Consider the following 14,013-nt stretch of genomic DNA (forward strand, 5'->3'; position numbering starts at 1 on the left):
CAGCACTCGGGCCCGGTCACGCCACTCGTGACCGGGCCCGAGTTCCGTCCGTCCTAGATCCAGCCGCCCGCGCGGCCACCGAGCACCCGGGTCCGCGCCTCCGGCGACCAGGTGTCCGCCGGGACCGGAACCGCCGGCTGCACGGCACGACGGGTGGCTCCGAGTTCCGGGTACAGGGTGCGGCCGATCTCCCGTGCCGCGTCGACGACCAGCGGCGCAACCCGCTCGAGGGAGGCGGTGCGCACGTCACCGCTGAGCGACAGCGCCGCGACCGGCCCCTCGGGACCGCGGATGGCGGCGCCCACGCACGCGACACCCCGGGCCGATTCCTCGCGCTCGAAGGCCAGCCCGCGACGCTGCCGGATCCGGTTCAGTTCCAGGTGCAGGGTGCCGAGGTTGGTGATCGTGTTCGCGGTGGCCCGGGCGAGCCGGCCGGTGCACACGGCGTCCACCCGCTCGGGGTCGAGCCAGGCGAGGAACGCCTTGCCCGCGGCGGTGGAGTGCGCGGGCACCCGGCCGCCGACACGGGACGGGATCGCGCTCGCCATCCGGCCGCCGACCTTGTCGAGGTAGACCATCTCGTGGCCGTCGAGGAAGGACAGGTGCACGACCATGCCGGTCTGCAGGTGCAGTTCGTGCAGCAGGGGTGCGGCGGCCTCACGGATCTCGGCGTGCCCGCCGTCCCCGCCGGTGCCGAGGGCCCGCCGGCCGAGCCGGTAACCGAAGGAGGCGTGCTCGACCCAGTTGAGCTTGACCAGCGAGTCGAGGATGCGGTGGACGGTCGAACGCGGCAGCTGCGAGCGGCAGGCGACCTCCTCGAGCGTGAGCCGGGCGGCGCGGCCGTCGAACGCGTCGAGGATCAGCGTCATGCGTTCGACCATCGAGGGCGGAACCTCGCGACCGCCCTCGGGGGTCTTGCGGCTTGGCGCTTCGGTGACGACCGTCATGACGACTCCTGAAGGTCCGGGGGATCGACCATCCGATCCAAAACTGAAATCAATTCTGAAACTGTAGCAAAACCGGACAGTGATGTGGAACACCCCACTCGAATCACCGGTCCCGGTGACCGAGAGGGTCCCCGCACGCACACCCCGGGTGATGTAGAAACCGGTCGCGGGACCCGAAGTCCCCCGACAGACGGGAGCGAGAAGGTCATGCGAATCGGGATCGTCACCCCGGTGCTCATCCAGCACCCCGCCACCCGCGCGGACTGGGAAATCGGTGCGGGCATCGGCGACGTCGCCACCATAACCGCCGCCGCGGACCGGCTCGGGTATCACCACGTGACGTGCAGCGAGCATGTCGCAGTCCCGGTCGAGATCGCCGCCGAGCGCGGCGGCACCTACTGGGATCCCCTCGCCACCCTCGGGTTCCTCGCAGCCCACTCCTCCCGGATCAGGCTGCTCACCCAGGTCCTCGTCCTCGGCTATCACCACCCCCTCGAGATCGCCAAGCGATACGGCACCCTCGACCGGATCAGCGGCGGCCGCGTCACCCTCGGCCTCGGAGTCGGCAGCCTGCGCGAGGAGTTCGACCTGCTCGGCGCGCCCTTCGAAGGCCGCGGCGCCCGCGCCGACGACGCCCTGCGCGCACTGCGGGCGGCACTGGGCCGTCCGACGCCCGAGTACCACGGCGAGTTCTACGACTTCGCCGACATGGTCGTGGAACCGCACGCGGTCCAGGCCCGGATGCCGCTGTGGATCGGTGGCCGCACGCCGCGGTCGCTGCGCCGCGCGATCGAACTGGGCGACGGCTGGGTGCCGTTCGGTCTGCGCCTGGACGACCTGACCGCGATGCTCGACAAGACCCCCGCCCCCGAGGGCATGGAGATCGTGCTCGCCGCCGGCCGACCGCTGGACCCGGCAGGCGCCCCCGAGGGCGCGGCGCGCGCCCTGACCCGGCTGCGGGATGCCGGCGCCACGATCGCCGGCGTCACCATCGACGCGACCGGCGTCGACCACTACTGCGATCAGCTCGCGACACTGGCCGAGCTGGCCCGCCCCCTCGGCATCGAATTCGACTGATCCACCGCAGTACCGATCGACAACAGAGAGGCCCACAGATGACCGACACCGCCGAGCTCGTCGCACGGCTCGCCGACCGCGTCCAGCTGCTCGAGGACAAGCTGGCGATCATGAACCTCATCAGCTCGTACGGCCCGGCCGTCGACAGCGGCCAGGCGGAGAAGGTCTCCGGCCTGTGGACCGAGGACGGCCTGTACGACGTCGACACCGGCGCCATGCACGGCCGCGGCGAGATCGAGGCGATGGTCCACTCCCGCAACCACCAGTCCTACATCCACGGCGGCAGCGGTCACCTGCTCTACCCGCCGCACATCAAGCTGGACGGCGACACCGCGGTCGCGACCTGCCACTCGCAGCTGGTGCTGCGCGACACCGAGACCGGTGTGTACGGGGTCGCGCGGATCACCGCGAACCGGTGGGAGCTCTCCCGCATCGACGGCGAGTGGAAGGTCACCCGCCGGGTGGGCCGGGTGCTCAACGGCGGTGACGAGGGCCGCGGCATCCTCTCCTCCGGCGTCTGAACGCCCCCATTTCCGGCTGAAGGTCACCTTCGTGCGCTTCACGCGCATGCATGAAGGTGACCTTCAGCTTTTTCGTGGGGGCGTGGAGGATCAGGCGCGGGTGGCCTGCTCCTGCAGGGTCGCCTTGGCCCAGCGGTAGTCGGCCTTGCCCGCGGGAGAGCGGACGATCGTGTCGACCCCGACGACCATCCGGGGCGCCTTGTAGCGGGCGACCTGGGTGGTGACGTGGTCGATCAGCTCGTCGAGGTCGGGCACCTCGTGGCCGTCGCGGGGCTGCACGACCGCGCCGACCCGCTGCCCGTACCGCTCGTCGTCGACGCCGGCGACCAGGGCGTCCATCACGGCCGGATGGCTCTTGATGGCCATCTCCACCTCTTCCGGGTACACCTTCTCCCCGCCGGTGTTGATGCACATCGACCCGCGGCCGAGGAGCACGATGGCGCCGTCCGGCTCGACCCGGCCCATGTCGCCGAGGATCGACATCCGCACCCCGTCGACGACGGGGAACGTCGCGGCCGTCTTCTCCGCGTCACCCCAGTAGCCGAGCGGCACGTTGCCGGACCGGGCGATGTAACCGACCTCGCCGGAACCCGGTTCGATCGGACGCATCCGCTCGTCGACGACCCGCACGGTCGGCTTGGCGGCGATCCGCATCAGGCCGTCCGCGCCGATCTCGAGGTTCCCGTCGACGCCGGACTCGGACGCCCCGAACCCGTCCCGGACGGTCAGGTTGGGCAGATGCGAGACGAGCTGGTCGCGCACACCCTTCGAGAACAGTGCGCCGCCGGACCCGACGACCATCAGCGAGCCGAGGTCGTACTCGGCGCCGTGCTCGGCGATGGCGTCGGCGAGCGGGCGGGCCATGGCGTCACCGACCACGGTCAGCGTCATCACGCGCTCGCGTTCGATCAGTGCGAGGGCCTCGATCGCGTCGAACTTCGGCATCAGCACATGGGTCGTCCCGATGCAGAAGGCGGTGAACAGCGAGTACAGCGCCGCGCCGTGGATCAGCGGCGCGGTCAGCATCCAGGTCATCTCCGGGATGTGCGGGACCGCGGCGGCCACCGCCTCCGCACCGCTGTACGGCTCACCGAACGGGTTGCCGCCGGTGAGCGCGGCGTGGAAGAAGTCCTCCTGCCGCCACATCACGCCCTTCGGCATACCGGTGGTGCCGCCGGTGTAGATGATGAACAGGTCGTCGTTGCTGCGCTCGGGGAAGCCGCGGTCGGCGGGCTGCGCGGCGACGGCCACGTGGAAGTCGACGGCGGTGACGCTCCCCCAGTCCAGGTCCGCGGAGGCGACCGGACCGACGGTCACCACGTGCCGCACGGTCGGGGTCTGCGGCAGCACCGCGGCGGTGGTGGCCGCGAACTCGCCGTCGGCGACCACCGCGACGAGTTCGGCATTGCCGAACAGGTAGGTCAGTTCGGCGTCGACGTAGCGGTAGTTGATGTTCACCGGCACGGCCCGGATCTTCAGGCACGCGAGCAGCGCCTCGACGAACTCGGTGCTGTTGCGCATGTACATGCCGACGTGGTCACCGGGTCCGACACCCGCGCCGGTCAGGTGGTGGGCGAGCCGGTTGGCACCGGCGTCGAGCTCGCCGTAGGTGAGGCGGACATCCCCGCACACGATGGCGGCGCGGTCCGGAACGGCGTCCGCGGCGGCTTCGAACAGATCTGCAAGGTTGAGCGACATCCAGAGTCCTTCTGACGCGGGTGTGATCGGCGTCGCACACGGTCCCACGAAACGGGAGCGAGTGGCGCGCGTCACTCCCGAACAACGGGACTGCCGCCGTAGTGGGATGCGCCCTTGCAAGGAACTAGAATGAATACTAGTTTTCGGTTCATGGGCCGTCGGACGAACCGCGGCAACCGAACACGGGAGACATTCCATGGGTGAATCTGTCAGCTTGGCCGGCCGCTCCGCCATCGTCACGGGCGCCGGGGCGGGCCTGGGCCGCGCCGAGGCCCTCGCGCTCGCCGAGGCCGGCGCCGCCGTCGTCGTCAACGACATGGGCGATGCCGCCCACGCGGTTGCCGAGGAGATCCGCGCGGCGGGTGGCCAGGCGATCGCCGTCACCGGCGACGTCTCCGACTGGTCGCTCGGCGGCCGCATGATCGAGGAGGCCGTCAAGAACTTCGGCTCCTTCGACATCCTGGTCAACAACGCCGGCATCCTGCGCGACAAGATGATCTTCAACCTGACCGAGTCGGACTGGGACGACGTCCTCCGCGTCCACCTCAAGGGCCACGCCGCCACCTCGGTCGCCGCCGCCCAGTACTGGCGGAACCTGAGCAAGGAGTCCGGCGCCCCCGTTTACGGCCGCGTCGTCAACACCTCCTCCGAGGCGTTCCTGTTCGGCTCCGCCGGACAGCCGAACTACTCCGCCGCCAAGGCCGGCATCACCGCGCTGACCCTGTCCACCTCCCAGGGCCTGGCCCGCTACGGCGTCACCGCCAATGCGATCTGCCCGCGCGCGCGGACCGCGATGACCGCCGAGGCATTCGGTGACGCCGACGCCGCCGCCACCGGGCTCGACCCGCTCGCGCCCGAGCGCGTCGGCACCCTGGTCGCCTACCTGGCCTCCCCCGCCTCCCACGAGATCACCGGTCAGGTGTTCGTCGTGTACGGCAAGATGGTCGCGCTGATGGATTCGCCGAAGGTGGAGAACCGTTTCGACGCAGCCGGTTCCGCGTTCACCGTCGAGGAGCTCGATCAGCAGCTCTCGTCCTACTTCACCGGTCGCGGGAAGTACGACACGTACTCTGCGTACAGCGTCGCGGAGCTGGAGAAGCCCGCGCTGGCCGTCGACTGATCGACCCCAGTCAATCTCGGCTCGACTTCGAAGGAGCGTGACATGAGGCTTGCGGACAAGGTCGCGATCGTCACGGGCGGTGCCGGCGGCATCGGTCGTGGCATCGTCCGGGCGTTCACCAAGGAGGGCGCGAAGGTCCTGTTCGTCGACATCAACGACGACGCCGGCGCGGCACTGGAGAACGAACTCGGCGGGGCCGGGAAGTTCCTGAACGCCGACATCTCCAAGGAGGAGAACGCGGCCGCGATCGTCGCGGCCGCGATCGAGGCGTTCGGCAAGGTCGACGTCCTGGTCAACAACGCGCACGCGTCCCGGCAGGCGCCGCTGCTCGAGACCACCCAGGAGATGCTCGACCTGTCGTTCGGGACCGGGTTCTACCCGACGTTCTGGCTGATGAAGGCCGCGCACGCCCAGCTGGCCACGAACCAGGGATCGGTGATCAACTTCGCGTCCGGCGCCGGCATCGAGGGCCAGGTGACCCAGGGGTCGTACGCCGCCGCGAAGGAGGCCATCCGAGCGATCAGCCGGGTCGCCGCCAACGAGTGGGCGGTCGACAACGTCAACGTCAACATCATCTCGCCGCTGGCGGCGACCGAGGGTGTCAAGGCGTACATCGAGGCCAACCCCGGCGTCGAGGAGGTGCTGCTGGCGAAGACCCCGCTGCACCGGTTCGGTGACCCCGAGTCCGACATCGGCCGGGTCGCGGTGTTCCTCGCCAGCGCGGACGCGAGCTACATGACCGGCCAGACCCTGATGGTCGACGGCGGCAGCATCAAGCTGCGCTGAGCGCGGCCGCGCCGATCCGGACGAAAACGGGCCCCTGCTTCACGCAGGGGCCCGTTTTCGTCGTCGAGAATCAGCAGCTCGGCTGGACCTCGTCGCCCGCAAGTACCGCCGAGGCGAAGGCCTCCGCGTCGTCGAAGGAGGCATCCATCACGGCGCGGTGGTCGGCGCCCTCGTACTTCTTGTACTGGACCGGAGCGCCCTTGCCGCACAGCGTCTTCACGAGCCCGTCCGTCTGCGGGGCCGCCACGAGGACGTCCGCCGTGCCCTGCAGCACCAACAGCGGCACCGCCGGCGTTGCGTTCTCCGGTTCCTGCTTCTTCAGGTAGTCGGTCCACGGACCCAGATCGGCGTCCGGCCGGATCACCGAGTTGACCTGGATGTCACCGATCGCGGCCCGCACGTCGGCCATGCAGCCGGTCCGCGCCGCCTTCAGCAGCGGTTCGGCTGCGGGCGTGACGATCTCGTCGGGCACCACGGCCGGGTCCGCGGCCGCCGCGCCGAGCAGGGTGATCGGCAGGAACGCGAGGATGGGTGCCACCGCCTGGTTGCCGCCCTTGATGTACTGCGGGGTCTGACTCAGTCCGCTGCCGGGGGCCAGCGAGACCGCGCCGACCAGGTCGAGCTCCGGCGCCCGCTGCGTGCCCAGATCCGACGCGCTCACCGCGGCGGCACCACCCTGGCTGTGCCCCACCGCAATCCACTTGTCCCCGACCGAATCGTCGAGATGGCGGGCGGCCAGCACGAGGTCGGTCATCGCGTTCACCTCGGACTGCGCGTTCAGGTAGGTGTGGTCGCCGGGGGTGCCCATGCCCTCGTAGTCGGTGCGGACCACCGCGTAGCCCTGCTGCAGCCACCGGTCCAGCGAGGGCGCGGTGCGCGAGACGTAGTCGTGCGCGGCACCGTCGACGGTGTCGCCCGAGGGAGCACAGGTGTCCGCGATACCGGTCGTGCCGTGCGCCCAGCTGACCACCGGCCAGCCGCCCTCGGGGGCGGTGCCGGACGGGATCGCGATCGTCCCGGAGACGACGATCGGCTTGCCGTCGCCGTTCTCCGACGCGTAGGTGACCAGTTCGTTTCGGGCGGCACTGGGCAGCGCGGCGGCGTTGGTGAGCGGCGCCGTGGAGAGCAGGTCGCCGGGCTTCGGGGCGGCCGGGGAATCGTCGGTGTCGCTCGACGAGCAGCCACTCAGGACCACCGCGGCGACTGCCAGTCCCCCTATCATGCGGAACGGAACAGTGGGTCGAGCCTGGCGCATGATGCCTCCGGAAAAGATTGCAACGAGGCCCACGCCTCGCAAACGTTTAAGAAGGGTTTCTTAGTACCGTGCCGAAAGCGCAGCCGTCAAGGGGTAGGGACTCGCTCGTGGACGCCGCCGAGCGGCTCGTCGCCGAGCGTGGCCTGCACGGAGTCCGCGTCGCCGAGGTCGTCAAGGCCGCCGGACACAAGAACAACTCGGCCGTCAGCTATCACTTCGGGTCGTGGCAGGGACTGCTCGAAGCCGTCTGGCAGCGCCACACCGAACCGGTGAGCATCGATCGCGCGGTGATCATCGCCGGCGCGGTCGACCGCGGCGACTACGACCTGCCGACGATGGTCGAGGCGTACGTGCGGCCGTTGGTCGCCGAACTCGGCCGCCACCAGCCGAGCTACTGGGCCCGGTTCAACGAGCAGTGGCTCGCCACGATCGCCCTGGACATCTTCACCCTCGACGACGCGGCCGTGGCACGACAGCCGCGCGCCGAGGCGATGACGGTGGTGCACAACCTGTTCATCGACATCGCCGACACGCTGACCCACCTCGAGTACCCGGCCCGCACCCGGCGGGTGGCGCTGATGGCGCGGTACGTCATCGCCGCGCTGGCCGCCTGGGAGCGCGAGGGCGAGAGCGCACAGGCCCTGACCTATCTCGAGCACGAACTGATCAGCACGACCCTCGCACTGCTCCAGGCGCCGTAGGCGCCTGTCCGGCGTAGCCGCCTACCGGATGACCTTGCCCGGGTTCATGATTCCGTGCGGATCGAGGGCCAGCTTGACCGCGTGGTGCATGTCCATCACGAAGGGATCGAGTTCCTGCGCCAGACCGTCCATCTTGAGCAGGCCGATACCGTGCTCACCGGTGACGGTGCCACCGTATTCGATTGCCGCGTCGATGATCTCGGCGAAGGCGGCCTGGGCGCGAATCCGGGCGGCGTCGTCGTCGCGGGGGGTGATCAGCAGCGGATGCAGGTTCCCGTCCCCGGCGTGCGCGATGGACGCGATCGTCGTCTCGTGCCGCCGCCCGATCTCCTCGATACGTTCGAGCATCTCCGGCACAACGGCTTTCGGGACACAGATGTCCTCGGTGAGCACGGGACCGAGACGCTCCATAGCCGGATACGCGAGCCTGCGGGCGAGGAACAGCGCGTCCGCCTCCTGCTGGTTGGTGGACTGCGCGCTCCACGTCGCACCGGCACGATCGAAACAGGCGAGCATCCGCTCGGCCTCTGCGTCCCCGACGGCGCCTGGCGTGTCGATCCTCCCGAGTAGCAGCACGTTCGCGTCCGCGGACAGACCCATGTTCTTCCAGGCGTCGACGGCGACGAGGCACTGCCGGTCGATCAGCTCCAGCGCGGACGGGGTCAACCCGTCCTCGGCGACCGCCCGCACCGCGCGTCCGGCGTCAACGGTGGAGTCGAAGTAGCCGACGATGGTGCGCTGCGGTTCCTGCAGGGGGCGCAGTTTGACGGTGATCTCGGTGATCACGCCGAGGGTGCCCTCCGCGCCGACCATCAGGCCGGCGAGGTCGTAGCCTGCGACCCCCTTCGCGGTGCGCCGCCCGAGCCGAACCAGCTCACCGGTTCCGGTGACGACCTGCATGCCGAGCACGTAGTCGCGGGTGACGCCGTACTTGACGCAGCACAGGCCACCGGCGTTGGTGGACACGTTGCCGCCGATCGTCGACCACGCGGCGCTGGACGGGTCCGGCGGGTACCAGAGCCCCTCCTTCGCGCACGCGGCGCGCAGGTCGTCGTTGACCACGCCCGGTTCGACCACGGCGAGCCGTTCGAGTGGGTTGATCTCCTTGACCGCGTTCATCTTGTCGAAGGAGATGATCACGCAGCCGTCGGTCGCGTTGGCCCCACCGGAGAGTCCGGTGCCCGCGCCGCGGCTGACGATCGGCACACCCCGCGCGATGCAGGCGCGAACCACGACCTGCACCTCCTGCGCGGTGCGCGGCCGGACCACGAGCAGCGGGGTGCCGTACGGCGCCCACTCGGCCTCGTCGTGCAGGTACGGCTCGATCACATCGGGGTCCGTGACGACCCGGTCGGCGGGAATCGCGGACGTCAACTCGTCCGCGAGCTCGGTGATGCGGATCGAGGTGGCGTCGACAGTCATGCTCTCGACGCTAGTCCAGTGACGAACCCGAATCGACGGACCGAATCTCCGTGGTCCACGCAGACTGGTGGATGATGTCTCCATACTGTTCGGTCGACGAAGAAATGATGAGGCGCGATGCGGGACGACTGGTTGCACCTGCTCCTCGACGACGCGACCCCGGACCAACTGATCGCACACCGCGACCGGCTGCTCGCCGCGGAGCCCGCGCACCCGGCCGCGATCGAACACGACACCCAGGCCGCGTTCCGGCTGCATCTGCTGCTCGAGCAGCGCAGGCAGCGGGCCACCGAACTCGCCGCCCTCAACGACATCGCCGCCCAGCTGACCACCCTGCACGACCCGTCGACCCTGCTGACGGAGATAGCGGCGCAGGCGCGGAGGCTGCTCGGCGTCGACCTGGTCTACATCGGCCTGCTCCACGGCGACGACCTGGTGATCGAGGTCGCAAGCGGTGCCTACACCTCCCAGCTGATCGGGCTGTCGCTGTCCCGAACCGAGGGGCTGATGGGGCGGGTGATGACCCAGGACGCGCCCGCCTGGACACCCGACTACCGCGCCGACCCGACGTTCCCGCACACCGGACCGGCCGACGTCGCCGCCCGGGCCGAGAACATGCGCGGCCTGCTCGCGGTGCCGTTGCGGCGCGGCGGCACCCTGCTCGGCGCGGTGTGCGCCTGCAAGCGGCAGGAGCGGTCGTTCAGCGACGACGAGGTGATGCTGCTGTCCGCGCTGGCCGCGCACGCCGCGGTGGCGATCGACAACGCCCGCACGATGGTCCGCTCGAAGGAGACCGTCGCCCAGCTCGAGACCGCGAACGCCGAGCTCGCCCGCCGCACCGACCTGCTGGAGCGGACCCTGCGCTGGGACCGGGCGCTGACCCAGGTGGTCCTGCGCGGCGGCGGGGTCCGCGACCTGGTCGCCGAGGTGTCCGCGTCGGCGGGCTGCCCGGCGTACTTCGTGACGCAACCCGGCGAACGGCCCGCCGCACTGGACGCCGACGCGGTCGAGGCGGTGTTCGCCGCCCTCGACTCGGCCGCATCCGGCTCGCCGGTATCCGGCGCGAGCAGCCTCGGCGCGGCAACGGAGCAGGCCGCCGCCGCGACCGCCGCCGGCGGCCGCACGCTGGTGGGACGCGAGGTCCGGGCCTCCGGGGACCGGCTCGGCGTGCTGCTGCTCCTCGCGCCCACCGACCCCGGGGACCCGGTGATGCTGATCCTCGAGCGCGCGGCACCGGCGATCGCGTTGGCGTTGGTCGGGGAACGGGCGGCCACCGAGGCCGGCCGCCGCGCCCGCGACGCGCTGCTCGTGGATCTGATCACCCGGCCCGCCCCGACACCGGCCGAGGTCGAGCAGCAGTTCCGGCTGGCCGGGGTGAACCCGGACCGCCCGTACACGGTGGTGGTGGCGCGCCCGGAGACCGATGTCGCCCGCACCCGTGCCCGGATCGAGGAGATGGGGTTGCCGTCGGGAACCGTGGTCGCCGAGCACGGTTCGCGGGTGATCGCCGTGGTCCCCGGTCTCGACCCCGACGGGGTGCTCGAGCGCTGGGTGCAGCCCGAGACCGACCCGACGGTCGGGGTGTCCGACCCGGCCCGCGGAGGGCAGGCGCTGGCGCGGGCGTACACGCAGGCACAGCAGACGGTGGACGTGCTCGAGACGTTGGGCCGCGGCTCGCAGATCGCACCCGCGTCCCGGCTGGGGATCTACCGGATCCTGCTCAGCCGCACGGGCCGTGAGGAGCTGGCCGCGGTGACCGAGCAGATGCTGGGCCCGCTGATACGCGAGCAGGAGCAGCGCGGGGTGCCGCTACCCGACACCCTCGCGTCCTATCTGGAACACAACCGCAGGCACGCGGCGACGGCAGCGGACCTCGGGATCCATGCCAACACCCTCTACCAGCGGCTCGAGTCGATCGACCGGCTCATCGGGAAGCAGTGGCGTGACCCGGATCTGGCACTGGACCTGCAGCTGCTGCTTCGGCTCCGAGCGGGTGCGCAGCGTCTCGCCGGGCAGCCACCGCGTCACGACGACTGAGCGTGACGACGAGGACGGCGGCGAGCAGAAGCACAGCGCCCACCACCCAGAGGCCGGCCTTGGCGCTGCCGGTCAGGTCGGTGAGCCAGCCGGTGAGGTAGGGGGCGCCGAACCCGGACAGGTTGCCGATCGAGTTGATCATCGCGATGCCCGCGGCGGCCGCGACCCCGGACAGGAACGTGGTCGGCAGGTACCAGAACACGGGGATCGCGCACAGCACACCGATCGCGGTCAGCGAGACGACGGCCATCACCGCGAACGGCGAGTTCAGGTACAACGCGACCGGGATGGAGACGGCGGCGAGCAGGGCGGGCGCGGCGACGTGCCAGACCCGTTCGCCGGTGCGATCGGAGTGCCGGCTCCACAGCACCATCGCGATGCCGCCGATCACGAACGGCACGGCGACGATCAGCCCGGTCTCGAACACCGTGAAGTCGGTGTCGAAGGTTTCCTTGAAGCCGGCCACGATCGTCGGCAGGAAGAAGCTCAGCGCGTAGAGGCCGTAGGTGACGCCGAAGTACACGATGCCGAGCGCGATCACCCGCGGGTTGCGCAGCGTCTTCCACACCGGGGTGCCGTGTTCGTCCGCCGTGGACGCCTTCTCGGCCTCCATGGTCCGCACCAGCCAGTCGCGTTCCTCGTCGTCGAGCCACTTGGCCTGGTGCGGCTTGTCGGTGAGGTAGAACCAGGTGACGAGCGCGAGCAGCACCGCGGGCAGCCCCTCGACGAGGTACATCAGCCGCCAGCCGGAGAGTCCGAACAGGCCGTCGCCGAACTGCATGATCGCGGTCGAGAGCGGGGCGCCGATCGCCGACGACGCGGGCAGCGTCAGCAGGAAGATGCCCATCAGCCGCACCCGGTACTTCGCGGGGAACCAGAACGTCAGGTACAGCAGCACGCCGGGGAAGAAACCGGCCTCGGCGATGCCGAGCAGGATGCGCACCACGTACAGGCTGCCGACGTTGGGCACGAAAGCCATCGCGGCCGCGAGGATGCCCCAGGTGAACATGATGCGGGCGATCCACATCCGGGCACCGAAGCGGTGCAGCGCCAGGTTGGACGGCACCTCGAAGATCAGGTAGCCGACGAAGAACAGGCCGGACGCGAGGCCGAACATCGTCGCGGTCATGCCGAGTTCCTCGCTCATGGTGAGCTTGGCGAACCCGATGTTGGTGCGGTCGAGGTAGTTGACGAAGTACAGCACCGCGAGGAACGGGATCAGGCGGCGCGCGACCTTGCGCACCACGCGCTGTTCGAGCGCGGTGTCGTCGTGCCCTGCAGCCGGGGCGGCGGCGGTCGTCATGGGTGTGGCTCCTGGAGAACGCGACGGGGAAGCGGACATCACCCGTGACCGTGGGGAACCCTACGAAGCCACCGCGACGCCCACCACGGAGAAACTCTCCACAGTTTCCGCGTCGGTATGGAGATTTGGTCCACTCCGGCCTCGGCGGGTCAGTGGCGGCGGTGATCGGTGACCGCGGTCCGGGGTCCGAACTTGGGTTTGACGGCCTGCCCGCTGACCTCGAGCAGGCGGATCGCGCGGTAGCGGTGCGGCCGCAGCGGTTCGAGGTAGGCGACCATGCCGGGGTCGTCGAGCGGGCGCCCGAGCAGCGACCAGCCGACCATCGCGGCGAGGTGGAAGTCACCCACGGACAGCGCGTCGACGTCGCCGAGGGCCCGCTGGGCCACCTCCGCCGCCGTCCACACCCCGATCCCCGGCACCGCCCGCAGCCGCGCCTGCGCCTGCGCCGGCGTCATCGCGACGGTCTCCTCGAGCCTGCCCGCGACGGCGGCGGCGGTGACGATCGTGCGGGACCGTTTCGGGTCGACGCCGGCCCGGTGGTACTCCCAGGACGGGATGCGGCGCCACACCTCGGCCGGGGGCGGCACCCTCATCCCTGCCGGCGCAGGCCCGGGAGCGACGGCGCCGTACGCGGTGACAAGCCGACGCCACGACGCACGGGCCGCGACCCCGTGCACCTTCTGTTCCAGGATCGTCGGCACCAGCACCTCGAAGACGCGCCCCGTGCGCGGAATCCGCAGTCCCGGCAGCCGCCGATGCGCTTCCCTCAACTTCGGATGCTGGGGCGCGAAATCCGTTGCCGCGTCGCGTTCCCCGAGCAGATCCGGGAGGGTGCGCGTGAACTCGGCGGCCCCGTCGCCCCAGGCCCGGCACCGCACGGACGTCGCGTCCAGCTGGGTGAGCCGGTAGGTGACCGGACCGGTCGGCATCAGCGTCGTCCGCCACAGCGCGCCGTCCGGCGTGACCCGATGGCAGGGGTCCCCGCGCCCACGACCGAGCGTGGCCAGCGACGCAGTCAGCAGCAGGGGCCGGTCGCTGCGGTGGACGGTGTCCAGCGGCGCGTCGGCCTCGCCGGACGCGACGGCGGGGACGGTCATGGCCCCAACGATAGGCCCGCCCCGGGCGCGGCCGGGCGCGCAGTGGCGG

The 14,013-nt window shown here is 70.6% G+C and carries 12 protein-coding genes; 6 read left to right on the forward strand and 6 right to left on the reverse strand.

Going from position 1 to position 14,013, the window contains the following annotated elements; all coding sequences use genetic code 11:
- Positions 1-53 precede the first annotated feature (53 nt).
- A complete protein-coding gene (locus ACWEPG_RS02130) occupies positions 54-947 on the reverse strand; it encodes an IclR family transcriptional regulator (RefSeq protein WP_452593766.1) in 894 nt (297 codons plus the stop codon).
- A 207-nt stretch (positions 948-1,154) separates the two neighbouring features.
- Here ACWEPG_RS02130 and ACWEPG_RS02135 point away from each other — a divergent pair, with 207 nt between their 5' ends.
- Both ACWEPG_RS02135 and ACWEPG_RS02140 read left to right on the forward strand, forming a co-directional pair.
- Entirely contained in the window at positions 1,155-2,024 is an 870-nt protein-coding gene (locus ACWEPG_RS02135; RefSeq protein ID WP_452593767.1) for an LLM class F420-dependent oxidoreductase, read from the forward strand.
- A 38-nt stretch (positions 2,025-2,062) separates the two neighbouring features.
- Positions 2,063-2,545 carry a nuclear transport factor 2 family protein gene (locus ACWEPG_RS02140; RefSeq protein WP_450133623.1) on the forward strand — a complete coding sequence of 161 codons (483 nt, stop codon included), beginning with the start codon at positions 2,063-2,065 and terminating at the stop codon, positions 2,543-2,545.
- Positions 2,546-2,635: 90 nt separating this feature from the next.
- Here ACWEPG_RS02140 and ACWEPG_RS02145 read toward each other — a convergent pair whose 3' ends face one another.
- Entirely contained in the window at positions 2,636-4,243 is a 1,608-nt protein-coding gene (locus ACWEPG_RS02145; RefSeq protein ID WP_452593768.1) for an acyl-CoA synthetase, read from the reverse strand.
- Positions 4,244-4,439: 196 nt separating this feature from the next.
- Between ACWEPG_RS02145 and ACWEPG_RS02150 the strand changes: the two genes are divergently transcribed.
- The gene (locus ACWEPG_RS02150; RefSeq protein WP_450113111.1) at positions 4,440-5,363 is read left to right on the forward strand and encodes a 3-oxoacyl-ACP reductase; all 924 of its coding nucleotides are present in this window, start codon (positions 4,440-4,442) and stop codon (positions 5,361-5,363) included.
- Positions 5,364-5,405: 42 nt separating this feature from the next.
- Entirely contained in the window at positions 5,406-6,149 is a 744-nt protein-coding gene (locus ACWEPG_RS02155; RefSeq protein ID WP_452593769.1) for an SDR family NAD(P)-dependent oxidoreductase, read from the forward strand.
- A 70-nt stretch (positions 6,150-6,219) separates the two neighbouring features.
- Here ACWEPG_RS02155 and ACWEPG_RS02160 read toward each other — a convergent pair whose 3' ends face one another.
- Positions 6,220-7,371: a lipase family protein gene (locus tag ACWEPG_RS02160; RefSeq protein ID WP_450113115.1), complete on the reverse strand. Its 1,152-nt coding sequence runs from the start codon at positions 7,369-7,371 to the stop codon at positions 6,220-6,222.
- Between the two features lie 140 nt (positions 7,372-7,511).
- Here ACWEPG_RS02160 and ACWEPG_RS02165 point away from each other — a divergent pair, with 140 nt between their 5' ends.
- Entirely contained in the window at positions 7,512-8,105 is a 594-nt protein-coding gene (locus ACWEPG_RS02165) for a helix-turn-helix domain-containing protein (protein WP_450113116.1), read from the forward strand.
- A gap of 21 nt (positions 8,106-8,126) precedes the next feature.
- Here the strand turns inward: ACWEPG_RS02165 and ACWEPG_RS02170 are convergent, their stop codons facing one another.
- Positions 8,127-9,527, reverse strand: coding sequence for an FAD-binding oxidoreductase (locus ACWEPG_RS02170; protein WP_450133626.1), 1,401 nt, complete (start codon positions 9,525-9,527; stop codon positions 8,127-8,129).
- A 117-nt stretch (positions 9,528-9,644) separates the two neighbouring features.
- Between ACWEPG_RS02170 and ACWEPG_RS02175 the strand changes: the two genes are divergently transcribed.
- A complete protein-coding gene (locus ACWEPG_RS02175) occupies positions 9,645-11,564 on the forward strand; it encodes a GAF domain-containing protein (RefSeq protein WP_452593770.1) in 1,920 nt (639 codons plus the stop codon).
- Here the strand turns inward: ACWEPG_RS02175 and ACWEPG_RS02180 are convergent.
- Together ACWEPG_RS02180 and ACWEPG_RS02185 are read right to left on the reverse strand one after the other, a co-directional pair.
- Complete coding sequence (locus tag ACWEPG_RS02180) at positions 11,452-12,867, reverse strand: MFS transporter (RefSeq protein ID WP_452593771.1); 1,416 nt, start codon at positions 12,865-12,867, stop codon at positions 11,452-11,454. The two genes, ACWEPG_RS02175 and ACWEPG_RS02180, sit on opposite strands and share 113 nt — an antisense overlap.
- 149 nt (positions 12,868-13,016) lie before the next feature.
- Entirely contained in the window at positions 13,017-13,964 is a 948-nt protein-coding gene (locus tag ACWEPG_RS02185) for a DNA-3-methyladenine glycosylase family protein (RefSeq protein ID WP_452593772.1), read from the reverse strand.
- Positions 13,965-14,013 lie beyond the last annotated feature (49 nt).

The sequence above is a fragment of the Rhodococcus sp. NPDC004095 genome (assembly GCF_053604015.1).